Source organism: Lysobacter sp. F6437 (genome assembly GCF_052547215.1).
The window spans coordinates 169,848-190,192 of sequence record NZ_JBQWRB010000002.1; the positions used below are offsets into that span (position 1 = coordinate 169,848).

Annotated in this window: 30 protein-coding genes; 7 read left to right on the forward strand and 23 right to left on the reverse strand. The window is 67.3% G+C overall.

From position 1 onward, the window contains the following. Positions 1-54 precede the first annotated feature (54 nt). The 3 genes from ACT9F5_RS09245 to ACT9F5_RS09255 all read left to right on the forward strand — a co-directional run bounded on the left by ACT9F5_RS09245 (position 55) and on the right by ACT9F5_RS09255 (position 1,755). Positions 55-387 carry a LysM peptidoglycan-binding domain-containing protein gene (locus tag ACT9F5_RS09245; RefSeq protein ID WP_445098190.1) on the forward strand — a complete coding sequence of 111 codons (333 nt, stop codon included), beginning with the start codon at positions 55-57 and terminating at the stop codon, positions 385-387. A 45-nt stretch (positions 388-432) separates the two neighbouring features. After that, positions 433-921, forward strand: a complete 489-nt coding sequence (locus tag ACT9F5_RS09250; RefSeq protein WP_445119653.1) for a hypothetical protein — start codon at positions 433-435, stop codon at positions 919-921. Between the two features lie 105 nt (positions 922-1,026). Continuing rightward, positions 1,027-1,755 carry a UPF0149 family protein gene (locus ACT9F5_RS09255; RefSeq protein WP_445119654.1) on the forward strand — a complete coding sequence of 243 codons (729 nt, stop codon included), beginning with the start codon at positions 1,027-1,029 and terminating at the stop codon, positions 1,753-1,755. A gap of 131 nt (positions 1,756-1,886) precedes the next feature. Here the strand turns inward: ACT9F5_RS09255 and ACT9F5_RS09260 are convergent, their stop codons facing one another. The 11 genes from ACT9F5_RS09260 to ACT9F5_RS09310 all read right to left on the reverse strand — a co-directional run bounded on the left by ACT9F5_RS09260 (position 1,887) and on the right by ACT9F5_RS09310 (position 6,458). Continuing rightward, a complete protein-coding gene (locus ACT9F5_RS09260; RefSeq protein WP_445119655.1) occupies positions 1,887-2,258 on the reverse strand; it encodes a tRNA-binding protein in 372 nt (123 codons plus the stop codon). A gap of 72 nt (positions 2,259-2,330) precedes the next feature. After that, positions 2,331-2,852: a DUF1697 domain-containing protein gene (locus tag ACT9F5_RS09265; protein ID WP_445119656.1), complete on the reverse strand. Its 522-nt coding sequence runs from the start codon at positions 2,850-2,852 to the stop codon at positions 2,331-2,333. A 155-nt stretch (positions 2,853-3,007) separates the two neighbouring features. Further along, positions 3,008-3,454 (reverse strand): hypothetical protein, encoded by a 447-nt coding sequence (locus tag ACT9F5_RS09270; protein WP_445119657.1) that lies wholly within the window; start codon positions 3,452-3,454, stop codon positions 3,008-3,010. 22 nt (positions 3,455-3,476) lie between these two features. Beyond that, a complete protein-coding gene (gene crcB / locus ACT9F5_RS09275; RefSeq protein ID WP_445119658.1) occupies positions 3,477-3,860 on the reverse strand; it encodes a fluoride efflux transporter CrcB in 384 nt (127 codons plus the stop codon). Between the two features lie 19 nt (positions 3,861-3,879). Next, positions 3,880-4,170, reverse strand: coding sequence for a hypothetical protein (locus ACT9F5_RS09280; RefSeq protein ID WP_445119659.1), 291 nt, complete (start codon positions 4,168-4,170; stop codon positions 3,880-3,882). A gap of 11 nt (positions 4,171-4,181) precedes the next feature. Then, on the reverse strand, positions 4,182-4,424 hold the full coding sequence (locus tag ACT9F5_RS09285) for a hypothetical protein (RefSeq protein ID WP_445119660.1): 243 nt from the start codon (positions 4,422-4,424) through the stop codon (positions 4,182-4,184). Between the two features lie 144 nt (positions 4,425-4,568). Next, positions 4,569-4,895 carry a hypothetical protein gene (locus ACT9F5_RS09290; RefSeq protein WP_445119661.1) on the reverse strand — a complete coding sequence of 109 codons (327 nt, stop codon included), beginning with the start codon at positions 4,893-4,895 and terminating at the stop codon, positions 4,569-4,571. Continuing rightward, on the reverse strand, positions 4,895-5,206 hold the full coding sequence (locus tag ACT9F5_RS09295; protein ID WP_445119662.1) for a cupin domain-containing protein: 312 nt from the start codon (positions 5,204-5,206) through the stop codon (positions 4,895-4,897). Before ACT9F5_RS09295 ends, ACT9F5_RS09290 begins: the two co-directional genes overlap by 1 nt. Positions 5,207-5,257: 51 nt before the next feature. Next, entirely contained in the window at positions 5,258-5,689 is a 432-nt protein-coding gene (locus ACT9F5_RS09300) for a GFA family protein (RefSeq protein ID WP_445119663.1), read from the reverse strand. Positions 5,690-5,716: 27 nt separating this feature from the next. Next, positions 5,717-6,070 (reverse strand): hypothetical protein, encoded by a 354-nt coding sequence (locus tag ACT9F5_RS09305; protein ID WP_445119664.1) that lies wholly within the window; start codon positions 6,068-6,070, stop codon positions 5,717-5,719. Between the two features lie 43 nt (positions 6,071-6,113). Next, positions 6,114-6,458, reverse strand: a complete 345-nt coding sequence (locus tag ACT9F5_RS09310; protein ID WP_445119665.1) for a DUF2200 family protein — start codon at positions 6,456-6,458, stop codon at positions 6,114-6,116. A 51-nt stretch (positions 6,459-6,509) separates the two neighbouring features. Here ACT9F5_RS09310 and ACT9F5_RS09315 point away from each other — a divergent pair, with 51 nt between their 5' ends. Beyond that, the gene (locus ACT9F5_RS09315) at positions 6,510-6,890 is read left to right on the forward strand and encodes a GFA family protein (RefSeq protein ID WP_445119666.1); all 381 of its coding nucleotides are present in this window, start codon (positions 6,510-6,512) and stop codon (positions 6,888-6,890) included. Between the two features lie 111 nt (positions 6,891-7,001). Here the strand turns inward: ACT9F5_RS09315 and ACT9F5_RS09320 are convergent, their stop codons facing one another. The 7 genes from ACT9F5_RS09320 to ACT9F5_RS09350 form a co-directional block, all read right to left on the reverse strand. Further along, positions 7,002-7,622 (reverse strand): DUF1294 domain-containing protein, encoded by a 621-nt coding sequence (locus tag ACT9F5_RS09320; RefSeq protein WP_445119667.1) that lies wholly within the window; start codon positions 7,620-7,622, stop codon positions 7,002-7,004. Continuing rightward, positions 7,622-8,281: a hypothetical protein gene (locus tag ACT9F5_RS09325; RefSeq protein WP_445119668.1), complete on the reverse strand. Its 660-nt coding sequence runs from the start codon at positions 8,279-8,281 to the stop codon at positions 7,622-7,624. The genes ACT9F5_RS09320 and ACT9F5_RS09325 overlap by 1 nt, the downstream gene beginning before the upstream one ends. A gap of 76 nt (positions 8,282-8,357) precedes the next feature. Further along, the gene (locus ACT9F5_RS09330) at positions 8,358-8,753 is read right to left on the reverse strand and encodes a GFA family protein (protein ID WP_445119669.1); all 396 of its coding nucleotides are present in this window, start codon (positions 8,751-8,753) and stop codon (positions 8,358-8,360) included. After that, positions 8,753-9,703, reverse strand: coding sequence for a trypsin-like serine protease (locus ACT9F5_RS09335; protein WP_445119670.1), 951 nt, complete (start codon positions 9,701-9,703; stop codon positions 8,753-8,755). The genes ACT9F5_RS09330 and ACT9F5_RS09335 overlap by 1 nt, the downstream gene beginning before the upstream one ends. After that, the gene (locus ACT9F5_RS09340; protein ID WP_445119671.1) at positions 9,681-10,151 is read right to left on the reverse strand and encodes a hypothetical protein; all 471 of its coding nucleotides are present in this window, start codon (positions 10,149-10,151) and stop codon (positions 9,681-9,683) included. Before ACT9F5_RS09340 ends, ACT9F5_RS09335 begins: the two co-directional genes overlap by 23 nt. A 118-nt stretch (positions 10,152-10,269) precedes the next feature. After that, entirely contained in the window at positions 10,270-10,731 is a 462-nt protein-coding gene (locus ACT9F5_RS09345) for a hypothetical protein (RefSeq protein ID WP_445119672.1), read from the reverse strand. A 147-nt stretch (positions 10,732-10,878) separates the two neighbouring features. Beyond that, positions 10,879-11,337, reverse strand: coding sequence for an RDD family protein (locus tag ACT9F5_RS09350; RefSeq protein WP_445119673.1), 459 nt, complete (start codon positions 11,335-11,337; stop codon positions 10,879-10,881). Between the two features lie 180 nt (positions 11,338-11,517). Here ACT9F5_RS09350 and ACT9F5_RS09355 point away from each other — a divergent pair, with 180 nt between their 5' ends. Continuing rightward, positions 11,518-13,743, forward strand: coding sequence for an NADP-dependent isocitrate dehydrogenase (locus tag ACT9F5_RS09355; RefSeq protein ID WP_445119674.1), 2,226 nt, complete (start codon positions 11,518-11,520; stop codon positions 13,741-13,743). A 192-nt stretch (positions 13,744-13,935) separates the two neighbouring features. Here the strand turns inward: ACT9F5_RS09355 and ACT9F5_RS09360 are convergent, their stop codons facing one another. From ACT9F5_RS09360 to ACT9F5_RS09380, 5 genes are all read right to left on the reverse strand, one after another. Beyond that, positions 13,936-15,027 (reverse strand): DUF4344 domain-containing metallopeptidase, encoded by a 1,092-nt coding sequence (locus ACT9F5_RS09360; RefSeq protein ID WP_445119675.1) that lies wholly within the window; start codon positions 15,025-15,027, stop codon positions 13,936-13,938. 71 nt (positions 15,028-15,098) lie between these two features. Then, positions 15,099-16,568, reverse strand: coding sequence for a hypothetical protein (locus ACT9F5_RS09365; RefSeq protein ID WP_445119676.1), 1,470 nt, complete (start codon positions 16,566-16,568; stop codon positions 15,099-15,101). Next, complete coding sequence (locus ACT9F5_RS09370) at positions 16,565-17,437, reverse strand: ATP-binding cassette domain-containing protein (protein WP_445119839.1); 873 nt, start codon at positions 17,435-17,437, stop codon at positions 16,565-16,567. Before ACT9F5_RS09370 ends, ACT9F5_RS09365 begins: the two co-directional genes overlap by 4 nt. 68 nt (positions 17,438-17,505) lie before the next feature. Next, a complete protein-coding gene (locus ACT9F5_RS09375) occupies positions 17,506-17,895 on the reverse strand; it encodes a GntR family transcriptional regulator (protein ID WP_445119677.1) in 390 nt (129 codons plus the stop codon). Between the two features lie 144 nt (positions 17,896-18,039). Continuing rightward, positions 18,040-18,267, reverse strand: a complete 228-nt coding sequence (locus ACT9F5_RS09380; RefSeq protein WP_445119678.1) for a hypothetical protein — start codon at positions 18,265-18,267, stop codon at positions 18,040-18,042. A gap of 138 nt (positions 18,268-18,405) precedes the next feature. Here ACT9F5_RS09380 and ACT9F5_RS09385 point away from each other — a divergent pair, with 138 nt between their 5' ends. Together ACT9F5_RS09385 and ACT9F5_RS09390 are read left to right on the forward strand one after the other, a co-directional pair. Then, positions 18,406-19,308, forward strand: coding sequence for a LysR substrate-binding domain-containing protein (locus ACT9F5_RS09385; RefSeq protein WP_445119679.1), 903 nt, complete (start codon positions 18,406-18,408; stop codon positions 19,306-19,308). A gap of 69 nt (positions 19,309-19,377) precedes the next feature. Then, positions 19,378-20,265: a class I SAM-dependent methyltransferase gene (locus tag ACT9F5_RS09390; RefSeq protein WP_445119680.1), complete on the forward strand. Its 888-nt coding sequence runs from the start codon at positions 19,378-19,380 to the stop codon at positions 20,263-20,265. The last annotated feature ends 80 nt before the right edge of the window (positions 20,266-20,345 follow it).

The window sequence follows — 20,345 nt, forward strand, 5'->3', positions numbered from 1 at the left end:
AACAACCCGGCTGGCATCGTGACTCCGCCCATACCGGCAGGAGGCCTCGAAGCCATGACCACCCCCGACAAGAAAGCCGACTTCTCCGGCGTCAGCAGCAGCGTCGACACCACCGCCAAAAAAGAGCGCGACAAGGCCGACTTCTCCGGTGTCAGCGCCAGCGTCGACACCACCGCCGAGAAGGTCGGCGGCGGCGAGCAGACCTACACGGTCGAGCGCGGCGACACCCTCTCGCAGATCGCCAAGCAGTTCTATGGCAAGGCCAGCGAGTGGAACACCATCTTCCAGGCCAACCGCGACCAGCTCGACGATCCCGACCTGATCCAGCCCGGCCAGGTCCTCAAGATCCCCGGCGCCGACACCCCATCCACCGACGGCACCCGCTGAGTCGCGCCCGCCATTCCCGGCACGCCATCCCAGGAGACCCATCCCATGACTGCCAACAAACTCCACTACGCCGTCGCCGCCGCCCTGCTGGCCTCGCTCGCCCTGGCCGGTTGCAAGAAGGACGCCGAGCCCGTCGCCACCACGCCGACGCCGGTCGAGCCCGCGCCACTGCCGCCGGCCGAGCCGATGCCGTCGGAACCGCAGACCGCGCTCAACGTCAGCGCCATCACGCTGGGCACCGAAGCCGGCGCCGACAAGAAGATCGCCACCCCGGTGACCACCTTCGCGCCGGACGACGACATCGTGGTCTCGATCGACACCAACGGCGCCGCCAGCAACGCCGAGATCGCCGCCAAGCTGGTCTACCAGGACGGCCAGACCGCCGGCGAGCAGAAGCAGTCGGTGACCACCACCGGCATGGAAACCACCAACGTGACCTTCACCAACGCCAACCCGTGGCCGACCGGCAACTACACGGTGGAAGTGTGGGTCAACGGCACCCAGGCCCAGACCACGGCCTTCGACGTGCGCTGAGCCGACGCTCTCTCCCCCACCCCGGTGGGCAAACTGGGCGCGACTCCGGTCGCGCCCGTTTTTTTGCGACTACCATGGCGGCCCGACCCGCCAGCGCCTCCCGTCATGACCAGCCCCCACGTGCCCGCCTACCTCGACGACGACCAGATCGAGCGCCTCGCCGACCTGCTGGAACAGCGCGCGGTGCCGTTCAAGGGCTTCAACCTGGAAGCGCTGGACGGCTACCTGTCGGCGCTCGCCGTGTCACCGGAAACCCTCCCGATGACCGAATGGGAGCCGGCGGTCTGGGGCACCCCGCCGCGCTGGAACGACGCCGACGAACGCGCCGCGGTCGAGAAGTTGCTGCTCGGCCACCAGAACATGGCCGCCGCCCGCGTGCGCCATGGCGGCGACGACCTGCCCGACCACCTCGCCCCGCTGCTGTGGCTGCCCGAGGACCCCGACCTGCAGGGCGACGACGCCGAACAGGAAGACGAACTCGACGTCGGCCGCGACTGGGCGCTGGGTTTCTTCACCGCGGTCGGCCTGCGCGAGGCCGCGTGGGACCAGTGGCTCGACGACAACGAATGGATCGACGAAGTGTTCGGCCTGCTCGACCGCCTCGCCAGTGGCGAAGTGCTGGGCGACGACCCGTCCGCGCCCGCGACCCCGATCGGCTACCGCGAGCGCCTCGAGATCGTCGCCGGCCTGCCCGACATGCTGGCCGACCTGCACCACCACCGCATCGACGCCCTGACCCCGCGCGAACCGATCCGCCGCGAAGCCACCCCCGACCGCAACGCCCCCTGCCCGTGCGGCAGCGGCAAGAAGTACAAGAAGTGCTGCGGCGCGTAAGCACCACCCTCGCGCTTTGCACCCCGGGCTCTTGTAGGAGCGGCTTCAGCCGCGATCAAATGCCCGGTCGCGCGCACCGACTGCATGATCGCGGCTGAAGCCGCTCCTACGAAAACCCCATCCGGGTCGCCTCACAACAGCCGCGTTCCCAACGGCACCGCCTTGTCCGGCACGCACAACGCGACATCCCCGTTCGCATCGTGGAATCCGGTCACCAGGCACTCCGACATCAACGGCCCGATCTGCTTGCGCGGGAAATTCACCACCCCCACCACCAGCCGTCCGACCAACTCCTCCGGCGTGTAAAGCGCGGTGACCTGCGCACTCGACTTGCGCACCCCGACCTCCGCGCCGAAATCCACCTGCAGCACGTACGCCGGCTTGCGCGCCGCCGCGAACACCTCCGCACCGACGATGCGCCCGACGCGCAACTCGACCTTGAGGAAGTCATCGAACGTGATGGTGTCCATCGCCTGCCCGCTGCCGGTGATCCCGTCGCTCATGCCGTCGTCGCCTCTGTCATCGTTACCGCGCCGTCGTTGTCCACACTCGTCCCTCGCCCAGCGCTCGCACACTCATGCCGCCGCGCACTTGCGCACCGTCTCCCACGTCCGCGTGGTGAGCGCCTTGCCGAAGGTCTTCTCGATCAGCGTCATGAAGTCCGGCGCCTTGCCGCTCGGGATATACGCGCTGAACACCTCCCCGCCCTCCGCGGCGAGGATCCGCGCATCGCGCAGGGTAAGGGGCAGCTCCAGCGCCGGCGCCGAAGCCGGCGGCGCGGGCAGGAACGTCACGACCCGCTTGGCATTGGCGGCGAGCCGGAAGCGCGCATACGGATCGGCATCCAGCAACGCCTGCAGCGCAGACTGCCGCCGCACGATCGTCAGGAACGACCGCCCCATCCCCGCCTCCATCGCCTGCTCGGCCTTGCGCGCCACCGTCGCGTCCGCCGCCGACCGCGCATCGAACACCGCGTTGCCGCTGGAGATCACCGTGCGCACGTTGCCAAACCCCGCGTCCTCGAAGCACTGCCGCAACACCGGCATCTTCGCGTTCATCGGACTGACACCGCGCAGGAAGGCGACGTATCGGGGCATGACGTTCTCGGCTGACCGGGGACCCGCGAATGCTGCCACGCACGCCCCATCCTGTCGCCCCAAGCAGGAATCCCGTGCCCTTGTAGGAGCGGCTTCAGCCGCGATCGTGGAGCCGGTGCGGGCGGACGATTGTCCGATCGCAGCTGAAGCCGCTCCTACAGAAACCAACCCATCCGCTGCCACACCAGTACTTTCAACCACGTCACCGGCGCCAACACCATCATCAGCATGGCCAGCACCAGCGGCCAGCCGCCAAACACGAACAGCCGGCCGAACATCGCCGCCACACTGGCCACATCCATCGGCACCCCGGTCGGCAACGCGAGCAACACGTGGATGCAGACGACGGCAATGCACACCACCGCCACCACGCCCAAAGTGGTGAGCGCCACGCCGACGTACGACAGCGGCCCGGCCCGTCGCGCCAGCAACACCGCCGGCAACGCGGCCACGGACGGCAGCAGTCTCAACATGGTGTCGAGGGGCGCGCCAGCGGGCATGGCCCACGTCGCCAGTCCGGCGAGCACGATCTGGAAGACCCCGTAGACCAGCGCCAGCACCACGTACGGCAAGGTGACGCGACGCATATCCATCCTTTCCATCAATCCTCCTGCGCAAGTGAACTCAACGCGGCAGCAGCGCAATCACCCGCATCCCCACCCACACCGCCGCGATCCCCAGTACCACGCTCGAGCCCGCATACAACGCTGCGACCCCGAACTCGCCGCGCCGCACCAGTTGCGTCGCCTCCAGCCCGAACGCCGAGAACGTGGTGAACCCGCCCAGCACGCCGGTGAACAGCAACAGCCGCGTGCCCGGCCCGAACACGTCGTAACGCGCCGCCGCGCCCGCCAGCAGCCCCATCACCAGGCAGCCGAGCACGTTGACCGCGAACGTGCTGTACGGAAACCGCTGTTGCGCCGCGACGTGCAGCACCAGCCCGCCGAGCGTGTAGCGCGCGACCGAGCCGATGAAACCGCCGATGCCGACCAGCAGGATGTCCTTCATCGCGGGCAGGCTCCCGGCGTCATCGCCCCGCCTCGATGATCAGCGCGGCGGCCACCAGCCCGATGCCGAGCACCGAGGCCAGCCGTCCGCCGGCGTCGACCGGAAGCGGCTCGCCCGCCGCGTTGCGCGGCCGCCCGAAATCATTGCGGTAGGTGCCGTAGGCGATCGCCACGAAGCCGACGCCCTTCAGCAGGTCGTCGACCGCCCAGCCATAGAAGAAGAAATCGGCCAGCGTGACCGCACCGAGGATGCCCGCCACCCACAGGAAGATCTTCGCGGCCATGCCGAGCGACGCGTTTCCCGAATGCATGTCACCACCCATCACCGGCCCCCACGCGAACCGCGGGCAGCGCGCACCTGGATGAACCCCATCAGCAGGAACACCAGCGCCAGCGGGAACGTCAGGAAAAACAGCAGGCCAGGCCCGATCGGGTTCGGCTCCGGGTCCGGCCACAAGCCGATCGTCGACAGCAAGATGATCGCCAGCAACGGCGTCCAGCCGAGCAGCGCGATGACCGCCCCGATCTTGAACCAGCGATTGGCCAGGTAGTCGCCCATCTTCATTCCCCGGTGCGGCGGCGCGGGTCGATGTTACCCCAGCAGGTACCTGCCGCTTTGCCTGGCCAACCCGGGTCGCCGAGCAACCCACGCGCCAGCCGCAACCACGACGCACGGGTCATCGCGAGGCATCCAAACGCGGCTACGCGTTCACGGCAGATAGAGCCACGCCCCGGCCTGAGGCGCGATGTCGTCGCCGTAACCGCCGGTTACCAGCACACGACCGTCGGCCAACGGGGCCACGGCGGCAAACCGGCCGGCCATTCGCGGCTGGCCCGGCACCACCGAGAACACCTGTGTGCGCGGGTCGTAGATCTCTGCCTGGGCGGCGCCGCCGGCGATCAGCGCCAGACAGGCCAGCAACACCAGCCCGTCGCGCTTGTAACGTGGGCTCGACATCGCGCCGAGCAGGCCCGCCAGCCGGAGGAAGATCTTCGCGCCCATGCCAAGCGCAGTGGTAGCCGGCTTGCTGTCCATCAGACGCTGCCCTCGCGCTCCACGACCAGAATCCGGGCCTCGCCGATGGGATGCGCCACATGCTCCGTCCCGACCGCGGCATAGAACACGTCGCCGGTCTCGAGCACGGCGCTGTGCTCGACGCCGGCCTCGCGATACCGCATCTCGACGCGACCGCTGAGGACGGCGAAGACCTCCTGGCCGTCGTTGATGTGCCACTTGTAGGGCTGATCGGTCCAGTGCAGGCGGGTCGTGATGCCGTCCATGTTGGCAATGTCGGCCGCGCCCCAGGGACGGTCGGCCTTGAAGGTACTTCCGCGGAATATTTTCATGGTGCCTCTGGTGCGTAGAAAGCGTCGCCCGCGAGATCCTGCCGGCCCAACCTACTTGTAATCGTTGACGAGGACGCCATTGGAGGACTCCTGGAACTGCGGCAGGTCATCGGTGATCTCGTAGAAATCCGGCTTCTCGGCAACGTAGATGTGCCCCACCGTCTCCAGCCCCGTCGGGCCATCGAGCGAGCCCGCGATAATCCCGGTGGCGTCCAGCTCGAACGGCTCCCAGAACAGGCTGGAGCCGCACTCGCGGCAGAACCCGCGCCGCGCGATGTCGGAGGTCTTGTACCAGGCCAGTCCGGCATCGTTGGTGATGGTGATATTGACCTTGCGCGCCTTGGAGTGCGGGCCGAAGTTGCCGTGCAGGCGCTGGCACATGCTGCAATGGCAATTGACCACGTCGCGCAGTGGCCCTTTGACCTGGTAACGCACGGCGCCGCAGAGGCAGCCGCCGGTGGTGATTTTCTGGTCGTTGATCATGGTTGCTCCTCGTGCGCTGGTGATCGCTCAGCGGTCGTCGAACGACTGGATAACGATCGTACCCCTGGAGTCGCCGACCCCGACCCTGGACCCCGCGAGTATCCAAAGCGGCGATTGCTGGGTGGCGCCCAGGGTGAAGTCGAAGGTTCCGTGGAGGTTGACCTCGCGGTTCGCGCCGATCTGCACCGACCCGTCGATGGAAAGATCGGAAGTGCCGATCCCGCTCTCGGAGGCATAGGGATCGAGGTGCTCGATCTTCCAGACGCGGCCTTCAGGAACGACGTAAGGCTCGTGCGCGCTGACAAGGACGATCGACTCGCCGCCGGCGCCATGGGCAAGCGTGGACGCACAGAGCAGCAAGACTATCGCGACCGTTCTCATGGACCCTCCGTAGCAGCATGCGCTCGATTGTCGGCGCCGATCGTCACCGCAGGATCTTCTCCATCGTCTTTCCCTTGGCCAGTTCATCGACCAGCTTGTCCAGGTACCGGATGTTGCGCATGAGCGGATCTTCCACGTCCTCGACGCGGACACCGCACACGGTGCCCTTGATCAACGCGACGTTTGGATTGAGTGCGGGGGCCTGGGTGAAGAACGTCTCGAAATCGTTCTTCTGCTCGATCTGGTTCTCCAGGCCCGCACGGGTGTAGCCGGTCAGCCAGCAGATGATGCGGTCCACTTCGTCCCGCGTGCGCCCCTTGCGTTCCGCCTTCTGGACGTACATGGGATAGACCTTGGAGAACGCGGTCGTGAAGATGCGATGCTTCATGGCCATCCTGCCGTGGGTACTGTGCCCGCGTTATATCAAAGGAGACGCAGCATGGACCGATTCACTGGCGGCTGCCTGTGCGGCGACGTCCGCATCGTGGCCTCGGGGCGACCCAACCGGGTCGGCGTTTGCCACTGCCTCGACTGCCGCAAGCACCATGGCGCGCTGTTCCACGCGTCCGCGATCTTCCCCGACGATGCCGTAACCGTCGAGGGCAAAACACGCGACTACGCCGGGCGGCATTTCTGTCCCCGCTGCGGCTCGTCGGTTTTCGGGCGCAGCGGAGACGAGATCGAAGTGAACCTGGGAGCGCTGGATGCACCGGATCAACTGGTGCCTACCTACGAACTCTGGACCGTCCGTCGCGAGTCCTGGTTGCCGGCGTTTCCGCTTACGGAGCGGTACGAGCGCGACCGTGATGCGCCGGCCTGATTTGGGAATGGACTGAGGCTGATGATGTCGCCCGGCTCCTCGTGCAGGCTGCGGCCGGTGGTCGTGGCGTGATGAGTTGAAACCCTGCCGGTGAGTTGGCGCAAGGACCGGTCAGCCGCCGAGCGACTGTGCCAGCTCGGCCGCAAGGCCCGACGAGACCAGCCACCCCGCTGCAACGAGGTTGACCACGACGGTCAGCCAGAACACCGACTGGAAGGACTGCTTGATGGTCTTGTGCCGGAACTGCTGCTGGGCGATCAATGCACCGGGCCAACCACCGAGCAGGTCCGCAAGGTGCAGATTGCTCTCCGGCGTGCGGCGCGCACCCCGTCCTGCCGCCGACTTGTCGAACCAGTACATGAGATACGACACCGCGCTCAGCGCGACATAGGCCCCGGCGAGCAACGCAGGGATCCACCCGATGCGCGCGGCCACTGCGGCTGCGATCAAGGCAGCGATGCCGATGGTCGCGCGGGGCAGCCGCGAGGGTTGCCGGGACACTTCAATCCGCTGACCGGCATGCCGAATCTCGCTGGCCTGGAGCCGCCCCCGCGCGTCCTTGCCTGGCAGGTAGGAAATGAGATCACCCGGAACGGGACGACGCGAGCCGCGCTGGAACGCGTTGACGTGCACGAACGCACGCTCGCCACCGCCGCTCGGCACCACGAAGCCGAACCCCTTGTCATCGTTCCAGTCAGTAATTCGCCCAGCGAGTCGCACAGTCGCCTCCATCAATGGCCCACCCCCGCACCGTGCACCCAATCCAGAACCGGGTCGACCCATTCGGGGAGCGGCCGGTAGAACGCTCCGTGCATTTCGCCGGTAGAAATCCTGACCTCCTCGAAGGTCCGCGGCGGTTCGGTCTGCTCCGCAAGGGGTCGGCAGCTCCCCGCCAGCGTATCGCTTGTCTCATGGACCGAAAGCACGCGGCCCGTCAGGCGGATATTCGGCGGGGCGGATCCGCCCGGGCACGCGGCGAGCAGTACGAAGCGGACCTGTGGCCGCCGCAGGAAGCTTGATACGCGCGTCGCAATGCCGCCGCCTTTGGAAAACCCCGCGACAACGATGTTGTCGGGCGGAACGCCGCGATCGATCAATGCCTCGACTTGGGAAACCACGGTGCCCGCATACGCGTTCATGTCCGTCTGTGGCGGACGCTGCTCCGAGATAACTACCGCTCCGCGGGATGAAAGCGCCTCCAGCACGGCGGGATAGTCGTACAGCCCGAAATCCGGATGGGTTGGGCGCGGCCCGGCGTTCTCGACGATCCGCCCGTGCAGGTAGATCAGGTACGTCCGGTCCAGTTCGGGGGACTCGGGCACATCGGTGTGGATGACGCCTGCATGTGCCGGCAGGGCCAGGGCGAGCAGGATCCAGGGCCAGACTTTCATCGAATGCTCCAATGCAAAGATTCAGCTTGGGACCAGTGACATCGTTGATATCCGGAGGCGGTCCATGGCTCTCCGCTCAATCAAAATGCTCGATGCCGTCAGGCAGTGACACCCACCCGTGCCTGCGCTCCTCGTAGACCGAAACGCGCGGCGGCGGAAAATCCGGGTCTGCGAACGCGCCGACCGGGATGGCCACCACGCCGGGAATGGCGTCCATCAGGTAGTAGACCGTGGCGCCGCAACCGGGGCAGAAGTGGAAGCGCGCGGTGGTGCCTTCGTCACCGACGCGCACGAACTCGGTGCAGGCGCCCTCGATGGTCACCGCGTCCGCCGGGAACCGGGCCTGCACGCCGAACACGCTGCCAGTTCGCTTCTGGCATGCGAGGCAGTGGCAGACCGAAATGCGGACCGGCTCCGCCCTGGTCGTGGCGGTGAGCTTGCCGCAGTTGCATGAAGCAAGACGAGTGGGCATCAATCCAACTTCTGAAGTGCGCCGCGAGCGGGCGTTGACGGCTGCCCGGACATCACGCGTTCGATCCAGTCGTTGTAATGGCTCAGGCGAACATTGCAGAACGTGTGGCCGTACTGCCCGGGCCGCGCGGTCCTGACGTCGCCCGGAAGGAACTTCCAGGCCGCCAGGCCAGCCAGCCGCCACTGGCCATCCACCTCGATGAGCGCGGGGCCGCCGCTGTCGCCATTCCCGGTCGAACCTTCAAGCGGGTGCGCCGACGGCGGCGCGTCGAACACGTAGCAGAACCAGCGGCCATGGGCGCTGGTGACCGTGTTGAACGCGCGGCGAAGCTCCGTGCGGTTGGGGCCCTTGGGGTTGTGCCCGGTGGCGCCCGTCCCCGTGGCGCCCTTGCCGATGATCTTGATGACCCGGTTCACCTCGTCGCCGCCGGTGTGGATCGCGACCGGGGCGATGTCGGTCACCGGCTGCGCCATCCTGACCAGTGCGATGTCGTCGGCCGAGGCGAGCCACACCAGTACCAGCATGGCTTCGCCTGTGGTCATGGCCTGGTGGATCAGCTCGTCAGGCGGCGTCCTGTAGCCGGGATGCACCACCACGCGCTCGACGTCCCGCGGCGTGCCGCCGATGACCACCTGTTTGATTTCGTGCGGGATGGTGTGGGCGGCAGTAATTACCCACTGCGGCGCGACGAGTACACCGTGCGCCTCGCCGGGCATGTCGACCAGCGCGGGGAACTCGGAAGCCGGGATCCGGTATTCGGAGTCGTCGACGTCATGCCGGATGACGACGGCGCTGGCAGTGGATGACGCCACGAGAAGGAGCAGAAACAGGCATCGGCTCACGCGGGATACCAGGCGGCCGCTGGCGAGTTCGAGGGATACCCGGTCCTTTTTCATCACTGCTCCATGCATCCACTTGAACGACTTGCTAGCTGCCTGGTTGGGCTGCATCGAACGCGGCCTCAATCTTCGCCTCGTCGATGTATTTTATGAAGCTTCCTGACTCCGCGGCCACTTTAGGGTCAGCGAGAAGGGCAGTCATTGCAATTTCACCTAGAACCTCGAAGCTACTTTCCAAGGCGGAACTACCTTCGTACTTCACAGCTTGTACTGTTTCATCTTTGCACGATTCCGTAAGCAGCTCTTGAAGTATCTCGGCGGTCTGCTTGGAAACGTCGGACTTCGTACTTTCGCTGATAGATGTCATTGAGGCCACGCTCGGGTGGACAGCAATTACCGTAAAAATCCATTGCGCAAGCACTATTTTTTCTTCGTCGCTCGTGTGTGTGACCAAGCACCTTGAGAGGTCATCGCTGTAGATACCAGCTTCCGCGGGTCGTGATATGGCCATTACAGCGATGGTTAGTGCGAGGATGGAGGATGTGCCAAAGATGTGCATTGGATGTTTTTTCCGATCAAGTTGTGGCAGCCATACCGCTCAGTTGACAGAATCAAGTTCAAAAAATATGACGTCAGAGTTGCGCCGCGCCGCGAAGCCGCGTCGGCTTAATGAATTGTTAGGCAGCTGCCCGATGGATTAGCAAAAGCACCGAGACGGTGACCCATGTGGCGGCCATTAAAGCAATGGACCATTTTGGTACGAAGTCCATGCCGACTGCGTCGAAGTTTTCCCAGCTTTTTGGGTAGAGCGAGTCCCCGGGAACAAACGCGCCATCAACAAAGAGTTCGTCATAGCGGTCGACTCTTACGAGAATTCCACGCAATTCTTGAATTAACCTGGAAGCCTTGAGGATAAGATACGAGCCTGCGGCGGCAGCAACGCCGAAACCTATGATCAATCCCCATCTGCCCTCGATTGATAACGCAGCCTTATCGACACCGAACGTACTGACCGCCACGATTCCCGAAGAAATTAGAATGCTTACTTCTAGGCAGAGCTTGCGCCAGTACATCATGTAACTAGCAACGGTAGAGCGAACATTGAGAGCAACATCGTGCTTCTTCGAACTGTCATTCATTACTAACTCTCCATGTTGCCTAGCATCAAGTTAGCCCCAAATTTGGGGTGGCATCCGAATAATCGCCGTCCGCTGTATTTCTACGCAGCGGCCCCGTCACTAGCGACAATGACGCCAAGTTCCCACCCGGCGCCACGACGCCACAAACTACCCGCGGAACTCCACCTGCTCCCTACGATCCCGTGGCCGTATAACGACGGTTCCGGCCAGCTTGTCGTGCCAGCCCTGCTTCTTCGGATCAAACGCCACCCAGATCAGGCCCAGCCCCAGCGGAAGGCTGGAAACGAAGTACGCCAGGTAGCGGCCGAGGCACTGTCCCACGGACAGCGTGTTGCCGGTCTCGGCGTCGACCACGCGCGCCGCGACGACCATCTTCCCGGGTGTGGCCTGCTTGTGCAGCCAGAACAGGATGGTGGCCACCGCCGGCAGGATCCATGAAATCAGGAAGTCCGCCGGACCAGCGATGACTCGCTCCGAGGTGAAGTATTCCGGTCCGTAGATGCTTACGAGGATCGGCAGCGTTATCAGCAGCACCAAAATCACGTCGATGATCGATGCGCCCACGCGCGCCCAGAAACCGACGTACTCCAGCTCGTTCTCTCTCACGTGTTGTCCCCTGTCGTGTTTGCGGCGGGCGTCCCCACGCCGGCCTGTGCCGAGTATGCCAGTCCGGTGCATTCCATCCGCCCGCGTACGCCTGATCTTTTGCCCTACTACCGCCCGGGCGCGACAATGTGGGGCTGCCGCGCCGTTGCGCGCGCTACTCCCTCTAAGGAAGCGAGCCCCATGTCCGACACCCCCAAGATCATCTACACCCTCACCGACGAAGCCCCGTTCCTGGCCACGCAGTCGCTGCTGCCGATCGTGGAGGCGTTCCTCGAGAGCGCGGGGGTGGCGGTGGAGACGCGCGACATCTCGCTGGCGGGGCGGATCCTGGCGCAGTTCCCCGACGTGCTGCCGGCCGACAAGCAGGTCGGCGACCATCTGGCGGAGCTCGGCAAGCTGGCCACCACGCCGGAAGCCAACATCATCAAGCTGCCCAACATCAGCGCGTCGGTGCCGCAGCTGAAGGCGGCGATCAAGGAGTTGCAGGCGCAGGGCTACCCGCTGCCGGACTACGTCGACGAGCCGAAGACCGACGCCGAGCGCGACGCCAAGGCGCGCTATGACCGGACCAAGGGCAGCGCGGTCAACCCGGTGCTGCGCGAGGGCAATTCCGACCGCCGAGCGCCGCTGTCGGTGAAGAACTACGCGCGCAAGCACCCGCACCGGATGGGCGCATGGTCGGCGGCTTCGCAATCGCACGTGGCGCACATGGACGGCGGCGACTTCTACGGCAGCGAGCAGTCGGTGACGGTCGACAACGCGACCGACGTGCGCATCGAGCTGGTCGGCGTCGATGGCGTGACCACGGTGCTGAAGGAGAAGACGTCGCTGCTGGACCGCGAGGTGATCGACGCATCGGTGATGGACACGCGCCGGCTGGCGCAGTTCTTCGATGCGCAGATCGAGGACGCCAAAGCCAAGGGCGTGCTGTTCTCGCTGCACCTGAAGGCGACGATGATGAAGGTGTCCGACCCGATCATCTTCGGCGTCGCGGTCAACCGCTTCTACGCGCCGGTGCTGGCGAAGTACGACCGCGAGTTGATGGAGGCGGGCTTCGATTCGAGCAACGGCATCGGTGATCTGTACGCGCGGCTGTCGTCGCTGCCAGCGGACCTGCAGGCGTCGATCAAGGCCGACATCGACGCGCTGTACGGCGAGCGCCCGGCGCTGGCGATGGTCAACTCCGACAAGGGCATCACCAACCTGCACGTGCCGAGCGACGTGATCGTCGACGCGTCGATGCCGGCGATGATCCGCGACAGCGGCAAGATGTGGAACACGGCCGGCGAGTTGCAGGACACCAAGGCGGTGATCCCGGACCGTAGCTACGCCGGTATCTACCAGGCGGTGATCGACGACTGCAAGGCGCACGGCGCGTTCGACCCGGCGACGATGGGCAGCGTGCCCAACGTCGGCCTGATGGCGCAGAAGGCCGAGGAGTACGGCAGCCACGACAAGACCTTCCGGGCGCCGCGCGACGGCACCATCCGGGTGGTCGACGCGGCCGGCAAGGTGCTGCTGCAGCACGCGGTGCAGGTCGGCGACATCTGGCGCATGTGCCAGACCCGCGACCTGCCGGTGCAGGACTGGGTGAAGCTGGCGGTCAGCCGTGCGCGCATCAGCGGTACGCCGGCGGTGTTCTGGCTGGACCCGCAGCGCGCGCACGATGCGCAGCTGATCGCGAAGGTCGAGCATTACCTGAAGGACCACGATACCGACGGGCTGGATATCCGCATCCTGTCGCCAGTGGAGGCGATGGCGTTCTCGCTGGAGCGCATCCGTCGTGGCGAGGACACCATCAGCGTCACCGGCAACGTGCTGCGTGATTACCTGACCGACCTGTTCCCGATCATGGAGTTGGGCACGTCGGCCAAGATGCTGTCGGTGGTGCCGTTGATGGCGGGCGGTGGTTTGTTCGAGACCGGCGCCGGCGGCAGCGCGCCCAAGCACGTGCAGCAGTTCGAGGCCGAGGATTATTTGCGCTGGGATTCGCTGGGCGAGTTCCTCGCGCTGGCGGCGTCGCTGGACCATGTCGCCGAGACCACCGGCAATGCCAAGGCACGCGTGCTGGCGGAGGCGCTGGACAAGGCCAATGGCGCGTTCCTGGACAACAACAAGTCGCCGTCGCGCAAGGTCGGTGGCATCGACAACCGCGGCAGTCATTTCTACCTGGCGATGTACTGGGCGCAGGCGTTGGCGGCGCAGGATGACGATGCGGAACTGAAGGCGAAGTTCGCGCCGCTGGCGAAGGCGCTGACGGAGAACGAGGAGAAGATCGTCGGCGAGTTGATCGCGGCGCAGGGCAAGCCGGTGGAGATGGGCGGGTATTACCACCCGGACCTGGCAAAGGTCGGTGCGGCGATGCGGCCGAGTGCGACGTTGAACGGGGCGTTGGCGGGGGTGTAGTCCACTGCGCTTGTGCGGAGGTGTGGAAGCCCGGGGTCGCTTGCGATGCCCGGGTTTCTTTTTGGTGGCGGAGCTTCGGTATCGGAGCTTTTGTATCGGGGCTTTTGTATCGGGCTTTTTGTAGGAGCGGCTTTAGCCGCGATCGGACAACCGTCCGCCCACACCGACTCCCGATCGCGGCTAAAGCCGCTCCTACAACGGCTCGGAGGACTCGGACGGCTCGGTCTGTTCGGCGGGTTCGGGGGATGACTCGGCGGTTTCCGGGGCAGGCGCGGCGATGGCGGCGGGGTGCCGCTGCCCACTCGGGCGCACATTCTGGCGCTCCTGCAACCACGCTTGCGCTTCGGCCTGGTCCATCTTGTAGGCGGGGGCGAGGTGCGGCAGCAGCAGCCGCATCCACGCATTGCTCGCGCGGCTGGCTTCGGCGGGGCAGGTACGGGCGCGTGATTCGGGCAGGTCGCCGCGGGCGACGATGTCGGCGAAGCGCTCCGGGTCGGAGCCGTACAGCAGGCACTGCAGGTTGAAGTAGCGCTGCAGGTTGAGCGAGTGGGCGTCGGCGTAGGCGTCGAGCGAGAACTCGGTGTCCACGCGCGACAGGAACCACAGCGAGGCCATGCGCAGGTTGTCGGCGATCTGCTGCGGTGACTCGCTGTCGCTGCCGATGTACTGCATCAGCGAGGTCGCGAACTGGTCGACGGCGTCCTCCTGGCGGCCGGTGACCGGCAGGTCGAGCAGATCGATCAGTGCGTGGCCGGTCTCGTGCGCGACGATGAAGCGCACGTTGGCGAGGACGTAGCGCATGGCGATCTGCTCGGGCGTGCTGTCGCCGAAGTCGAAGCCGTCGCCGCCGGTCTCGGCCAGGTGTTCGCCTTGTTCGTAGAGCACGTGCAGCATCTCGTAGCAGAGCACCACCTCGCGCTTGTCAGGCAGGTAGAACGCGTCGGCCTCGCCGCAGGCCATCGCCACGTACGTTATCGGTGCGGGCAGCAGCAGCAGGCCGTCGAGCCATTCCACCTCGGGCAGCTTGCGTAGCAGGTCCTGCTCGCGCACGCGGCGCGCGGTCGGGGCCAGCGCCGGGTCCCCGGTATCGAGGTAGCGGTAGGCGAAGTTGACCGGCGCAGACGCGGGCGGGGCATCGGGGGCGGGAGTGGTCGATGGCACGGGGACGACGGGTGACGGCTCGGTCGGCGCGGCGTCGCGCCCGGACCAGGCCGCATGCCCGCAGGCGCCGACGACGGCGCCCACCGCGACCAGCAGCAATGCCTTGAGAATCCTGTGCAGCATCGGCGTCCCCTCCCTCGTGCGCGGACCGGGCCATGGTACGGCCCGGCCGCGCAGGGTGCTGCCCTCGCCGCTCAGCCGACCAGCAACGGATGCGGGCGCGCGTGCAGGCGGCGCCAGGCCGAGGCGATCGCCACGACCAGCAGCGCGTACGCCAGCACCCATGCAAGCGCGAGCACCAGCGGGGTGTAGCCGATGCCCTTGGCCTGCGCGGCGTAGAGGATGGTGCCCATCGCCAGCAGCAGGGTCGGGCCGGCCAGCACCAGCATGCGCCAGCCGTTCATGCGCAAGCCGGCCACCGGCCGCAGGCAGGCCAGTGCGGTGGTCAGCGCCACGCCGATGCCGGCCATCACCATCAGCCCCACCATCCGCGGCGCCACGCCGGTTATCAGCCCGAGGCCGACCAGCACCAGCAGCATCAAGGCCATCGCGATGACCGGCGCGCGGGCCACGGCCGACAGCAGGGTGGCGCGGCGCTCCGGGACTTCACCCAGCCCGGGCAGCAGCGCGAGTTCGTCGAGCTCGCCGCCGGGCTTGCGGTACATCGCCTCCAGGCGCTGCGCGTACATCACCACCATCACCGCGATGCCGCCGATCGCGCCGCCGACGAGGGTGCCGGGGTTGGCGTTCTCGCCCGTCGTGTTCATCACCAGGTAGGCCACGACCAGCACACCGATGCCGAGCTGGATCAGGATCTGCCCACCCGACAAAGGGGCGAACGGCGTGCCCATCAATGCGCGCATCGCCCGCACCGGCCGGTCCGGACCGGCGCCGGCGGTCTGTCCGGCCGGCCACATCCAGTCCGGCAGTTGCGCGCTGGCGGCGTCGCCCGACAATGCCCAGTTGAACCCGCCACCGGTGCGCGGGTTGGCGAACAGCGCCGGCTGCCACCAGATCGAGGTTGCATCCGCGGGCGCGCGCCGCACGATGGCGAACCAGCGCCAGCCCGCCAGCGCGAGCGCCGGGCCGACCAGCCACACCACGTGCTGCATCTGCAGCGCCGGCAATGTCACCGCGCCGGCCGGCACCACGCGCACGTACAGACCGTGCAACAGGCCGATGCCGAGTGGCGCGAGGCACAGCGCGATGTAGGCGATCCGTGGCAGCGTGGCCGTCAGCACGCCGACGCTCGCGGCCAGCGTCATCGCGCACACTGCGACACCGGGGTTGACCCCTCCGGAAGCGAGCAACAGCGACGGCAGCAGTACCGTCGCGATGAAGGCAAGCGAGATGGTGCCGGCAATCGCCATGCCGACCCCGGGCATGCGCGACTGGTGGGCTTCGATATGCAGCAACAGCAGCCGCGAGAACCACAGGCCCCACAACGCGGCGACCGCGATACCCGACAGGAACAGCGCCATCGACAGCCGCTCGGGCTTGTCGACGGTGGCCAGCACCAGCCAGCCCAGGCCCGCGAATACCACGGCAAGCGCGACCGCCAGTACACGCATCAGGCGGCTCGCGCTGTTGCCCAGCAGTGCCCCGGCGTGGCGCACGCGCCAGCCGATGCTGTCGGTTTCGTACGGATGGGCGCGGGCGTTCACTCGGCCACCTCGACGAACAGGTCCTCCAGCGACAGCACGTCGGCATGCACGCCCGGCGCCGTCACCAGCGCCGGCCAGGCAGCGTCCTCGTCGCGCACGACCACCAGCGACAGCGCGCCGTCGGGCAGCGTGCGGCGGGCGACCTCGCCGGGCACGCGGCCGACCAGCTGGGCGGCGGCCGACGCCGGCACGCGCAGGCGCCGGTGGCGCTCCTTCAGCGTGTCCAGTTCGGTCTGCAGCACCACCCGGCCCTCGTGCATGAAGGCGACGTGCGAGGCGGCGCGCTCCAGGTCCGACACGATGTGGGTCGAGAACAGCACGCTGGTGCCGGACTCGCCGGCGCGCTGGGCGATCTCGCGCAGCAGCTCGCGCCGGGCGACGGGGTCGAGCGCAGCGGCGGGCTCATCGAGCACCAGCAGTTCCGGCCGTGGCGCGAGTGCGCGGATGATCGCGACGCGCTGGCGCTCGCCCGGCGACAGCTTGGCCAGCACCTTGTTGGACGGCAGGTTCCAGCGCTCCAGCGTGGCGGCGACGAAGCCGGCATCCCAAGTCGGGTAGAAGCGACCGACGAAGTCCAGCATGTCGCCGACCTTGAGCCACGGCAGCGCCTCGGGCTGCTGCGGCACGTAGCCCAGGCGCGCCTTGGCGCCGTCGTCGAGCGCGAGCGCAGGCCGCCCCCAGATGCGCGCTTCGCCGGCGTCGGGTTCGACCAGGCCGAGCAGGACCCGGATCAGGGTCGACTTGCCGGCGCCATTGCGGCCGATCAGGCCGAGCACCGCGCCCGGTTCGAGCTGCAGCGAGGCGCCGGCGAGCACGGTCTGGCCGTCATAGCGTTTGTCGATGCCGGTGACGGCGATCGGCGGGTCCATGCCCAGGCGCGACAGGTCCAGCGATGCCGCGACGGGGTGGGCGGGTACAGCGGTCTGGGCAACGGTGTTCATGCGGGTTCCTCCATCCGTAGGCGGAGCCGGGCGAGCAGTTCGTCCGGCGGAAGTTCGAGTTCGCGCGCGTGGCGGGCGAGCGCATCGAGGGCGGGTTCGAGCAGGTCCCAGCGCTGCTGCGGCGACGGCGGCGCGGCGGCACCGGCGGCCACCGCCATGCCCTTGCCACGCTGGCGTTCGAGCACGCCTTCGGCCTCCAGCTGGCTGTAGGCCTTGGAGACCGTCATCGGGTTGATCGCGTGGGTGGCGGCGACGTCGCGTACCGACGGCAGCGTGGTGCCGGCGGCAAGCTGGCCACCGGCGACGAGGCGGCGGATCTGCTCGGCGATCTGCCGGTAGATCGGTTGCTCGGCGGCGGGCTGGATGTGTAGCAGGGTTGCGTCCATGTGTATTACTACAACAATACACGTGGACGCTGTCAAGTGGCATTGCGTCCACTCATGCCGGAGGCGGGACGGACGAATGAAAAAAGGGGCCCGGTGAGAACCGGGCCCCGGGTATGGCGACGTCGGGGTTTCGCGGCTGATTGCTCAGCCGCAGCAACCGGGCCGTGTGTCCGCCGGCATCACCCCGGCGGCCGCGGCGATCGCGCGCAACCGCCGCTGCCAGCCGGAGCCGGCGGCGGCACGACGTGGTGCCGGTGAAGGTGCTGGCCGCGACGTCGGCGCCGACGGCACGGCGGCGGTGGCCGCGTCATCGGCGTCCTCGGGCAAGACCCGGAAACCATCGAGGAACATCAGGCCCTTGTAGATATTCATGGTTCGCTCCCAGTTGGCAGGCAGCGCCTGTCTTTATTGAACGCTGCAAAGGCTAGGTGCATGATCGGCCTTGAAAAAGCGACGATTCTGCAAGCCTGTATTGAACTGAGTTCAAGCCTCCAACGGAGCTCCAACCGCATGAGCCGCCCCCCGCTGAATACCCTGCTGGGCTTCGCCGCGGCCGCGCGCAGCGGCAACCTGACGCGCGCGGCCGAGTCGATGCACCTCACCGTCAGCGCGCTGAGCCACCAGATCCGCGCGCTGGAGGAGCGGCTGGGCCGGCGGCTGTTCGACCGCGGTCCGCGCGGGGTCGGGTTGACCGACGAGGGTCGGCGCCTGCTGGCCGAGGTCGGCCCGCACCTGGAGGCGCTGGAGCAGGCGCTGCGTCCGGCCGGCCCACGCAGCGACGAGGTGCTGACGATCAGCGTGATGCCGAGCATGGCCTCGGGCTGGCTGGTGCCGCGGCTCGGGCGCTTCCTCGCCGCGCATCCGCAACTGGAACTCAACCTGCTGTCGTCGGAGCGGCTGGTCGACTTCGGGCGCGATCCCGACATCGATGCCGCGTTGCGGATGGGCGCGGGCGACTGGCCCGGGGTCCTTGCCGAACACCTGCTGGACGAGTCGCTGGCGCCGGTCGCGAGCCCGGCACTGATCGACCGGCTGGGCCTGCCGCCGACCGAGCTGCACCGCTGGCCACTGCTCGGCGAACGCGGCCAAGGCCACTGGACGCGCTGGTTCAGCGCCCATGGTGGCCAGGAACCGGAGCGCTACGTCGCCTACCTCGATGACCTGGAATCGCTGCACCGCGCCGCGGTCGACGGGATGGGCGTGGCGCTCGGGCGGATGGTGCGTTCGCGGGTATTGATCGAGAGCGGCCAGCTGGTGGTGCTCAGCGACGCGCGGCTTCCCAGCGACTTCAACCATTACCTGGCGTACCCGTCGCGTTCGAAGGATCACCCCGGCCTGCTCGCGTTCCGCGACTGGATCCATGCCGAGGTGCGGGCGCACCGCGGCGCGGCGGACACCACTGCGCGCGACTGAGCCGCCCCGTCGACTCTGCGATAGGCTGGCGCCCTCGTTCCCAAGGCCCCGGCCACCCAAGGACTCGCCATGAACCGTGTGCTGCTCGTCGCCCTCCTGCCCATCGCGCTCGCCGCCTGCAATGGCAATCCGCCGGAACCGTCGGTCGACGCCAACGACACCGCCGCCGCGGTCGAGACACCGGAACCCGCCGCCGTGCCCGACGCGGCCGGCACCGCGCTGCAGGCCGCGATCGCCGGCGACTGGCGCGATCCCGCCAACGTGGCCCGCGACCGCTACCGCCACCCGGCCGAGACGCTGGCGTTCTTCGGCCTGCAGCCGGACCAGACCGTGGTCGAGATCACCCCCGGCGGCGGCTGGTACGCCGAGATCTTCGCCCCGTACCTTCGCGACGGTGGCCGCTACATCGCCGCGTTGGTCGACCCCGCTGCATTGCCCGAAGGCGGTGGACGCGACTACCAGCAACGCAGCCGCGACGGCCTGGAAAAGAAATTCGCCGCCGCTCCCGCGCAGTTCGATGCCGCCGAAGTGGTTGCCTACGACCCGGCCGCACCGGTGTTCGGGCCGGCCGGCTCGGCCGACCTGGTGATGACCTTCCGCAACGTCCACAACTGGCGCGAGGACGGACACGCGCAGGGCATGTTCGACGGCTTCTTCGCGGTCCTCAAGCCGGGCGGCACCCTCGGCGTGGTCGAACACCGCGCGGCGGGCGATGTCGCCGCCGATGACGACAGCGGCTACGTCGGCCAGGATCAGGTCATCGCGCTGGCCGAGGCCGCCGGCTTCGTGCTGGAGGAGACCAGCGAGATCAACGCCAACCCGCGCGACACCAAGGACCATCCCAACGGCGTGTGGACGCTCCCGCCGGGCAACAACCACGACGATGCCGACGACGCGAAGTACCAGGCCATCGGCGAGAGCGACCGCATGACGCTGCGCTTCCGCAAGCCCGCCTGACCCCGGGCTGTTGTAGGAGCGGCTTCAGCCGCGATCGGGAACCGTCCGCCCGTACGACTTCCGATCGCGGCTGAAGCCGC

What these genes read in the sequence shown, in the direction of transcription:
- ACT9F5_RS09245 (WP_445098190.1), top strand. Translation starts at nt 55, where the DNA reads ATGACCACCCCCGACAAGAAAGCCGACTTCTCCGGCGTCAGCAGCAGC.
- ACT9F5_RS09250 (WP_445119653.1), top strand. Translation starts at nt 433, where the DNA reads ATGACTGCCAACAAACTCCACTACGCCGTCGCCGCCGCCCTGCTGGCC.
- ACT9F5_RS09255 (WP_445119654.1), top strand. Translation starts at nt 1,027, where the DNA reads ATGACCAGCCCCCACGTGCCCGCCTACCTCGACGACGACCAGATCGAG.
- ACT9F5_RS09260 (WP_445119655.1), bottom strand. Translation starts at nt 2,258, where the DNA reads ATGAGCGACGGGATCACCGGCAGCGGGCAGGCGATGGACACCATCACG.
- ACT9F5_RS09265 (WP_445119656.1), bottom strand. Translation starts at nt 2,852, where the DNA reads ATGCCCCGATACGTCGCCTTCCTGCGCGGTGTCAGTCCGATGAACGCG.
- ACT9F5_RS09270 (WP_445119657.1), bottom strand. Translation starts at nt 3,454, where the DNA reads ATGGAAAGGATGGATATGCGTCGCGTCACCTTGCCGTACGTGGTGCTG.
- crcB (WP_445119658.1), bottom strand. Translation starts at nt 3,860, where the DNA reads ATGAAGGACATCCTGCTGGTCGGCATCGGCGGTTTCATCGGCTCGGTC.
- ACT9F5_RS09280 (WP_445119659.1), bottom strand. Translation starts at nt 4,170, where the DNA reads ATGCATTCGGGAAACGCGTCGCTCGGCATGGCCGCGAAGATCTTCCTG.
- ACT9F5_RS09285 (WP_445119660.1), bottom strand. Translation starts at nt 4,424, where the DNA reads ATGAAGATGGGCGACTACCTGGCCAATCGCTGGTTCAAGATCGGGGCG.
- ACT9F5_RS09290 (WP_445119661.1), bottom strand. Translation starts at nt 4,895, where the DNA reads ATGGACAGCAAGCCGGCTACCACTGCGCTTGGCATGGGCGCGAAGATC.
- ACT9F5_RS09295 (WP_445119662.1), bottom strand. Translation starts at nt 5,206, where the DNA reads ATGAAAATATTCCGCGGAAGTACCTTCAAGGCCGACCGTCCCTGGGGC.
- ACT9F5_RS09300 (WP_445119663.1), bottom strand. Translation starts at nt 5,689, where the DNA reads ATGATCAACGACCAGAAAATCACCACCGGCGGCTGCCTCTGCGGCGCC.
- ACT9F5_RS09305 (WP_445119664.1), bottom strand. Translation starts at nt 6,070, where the DNA reads ATGAGAACGGTCGCGATAGTCTTGCTGCTCTGTGCGTCCACGCTTGCC.
- ACT9F5_RS09310 (WP_445119665.1), bottom strand. Translation starts at nt 6,458, where the DNA reads ATGAAGCATCGCATCTTCACGACCGCGTTCTCCAAGGTCTATCCCATG.
- ACT9F5_RS09315 (WP_445119666.1), top strand. Translation starts at nt 6,510, where the DNA reads ATGGACCGATTCACTGGCGGCTGCCTGTGCGGCGACGTCCGCATCGTG.
- ACT9F5_RS09320 (WP_445119667.1), bottom strand. Translation starts at nt 7,622, where the DNA reads ATGGAGGCGACTGTGCGACTCGCTGGGCGAATTACTGACTGGAACGAT.
- ACT9F5_RS09325 (WP_445119668.1), bottom strand. Translation starts at nt 8,281, where the DNA reads ATGAAAGTCTGGCCCTGGATCCTGCTCGCCCTGGCCCTGCCGGCACAT.
- ACT9F5_RS09330 (WP_445119669.1), bottom strand. Translation starts at nt 8,753, where the DNA reads ATGCCCACTCGTCTTGCTTCATGCAACTGCGGCAAGCTCACCGCCACG.
- ACT9F5_RS09335 (WP_445119670.1), bottom strand. Translation starts at nt 9,703, where the DNA reads ATGCAGCCCAACCAGGCAGCTAGCAAGTCGTTCAAGTGGATGCATGGA.
- ACT9F5_RS09340 (WP_445119671.1), bottom strand. Translation starts at nt 10,151, where the DNA reads ATGCACATCTTTGGCACATCCTCCATCCTCGCACTAACCATCGCTGTA.
- ACT9F5_RS09345 (WP_445119672.1), bottom strand. Translation starts at nt 10,731, where the DNA reads ATGAATGACAGTTCGAAGAAGCACGATGTTGCTCTCAATGTTCGCTCT.
- ACT9F5_RS09355 (WP_445119674.1), top strand. Translation starts at nt 11,518, where the DNA reads ATGTCCGACACCCCCAAGATCATCTACACCCTCACCGACGAAGCCCCG.
- ACT9F5_RS09360 (WP_445119675.1), bottom strand. Translation starts at nt 15,027, where the DNA reads ATGCTGCACAGGATTCTCAAGGCATTGCTGCTGGTCGCGGTGGGCGCC.
- ACT9F5_RS09370 (WP_445119839.1), bottom strand. Translation starts at nt 17,437, where the DNA reads ATGGACCCGCCGATCGCCGTCACCGGCATCGACAAACGCTATGACGGC.
- ACT9F5_RS09375 (WP_445119677.1), bottom strand. Translation starts at nt 17,895, where the DNA reads ATGGACGCAACCCTGCTACACATCCAGCCCGCCGCCGAGCAACCGATC.
- ACT9F5_RS09380 (WP_445119678.1), bottom strand. Translation starts at nt 18,267, where the DNA reads ATGAATATCTACAAGGGCCTGATGTTCCTCGATGGTTTCCGGGTCTTG.
- ACT9F5_RS09385 (WP_445119679.1), top strand. Translation starts at nt 18,406, where the DNA reads ATGAGCCGCCCCCCGCTGAATACCCTGCTGGGCTTCGCCGCGGCCGCG.
- ACT9F5_RS09390 (WP_445119680.1), top strand. Translation starts at nt 19,378, where the DNA reads ATGAACCGTGTGCTGCTCGTCGCCCTCCTGCCCATCGCGCTCGCCGCC.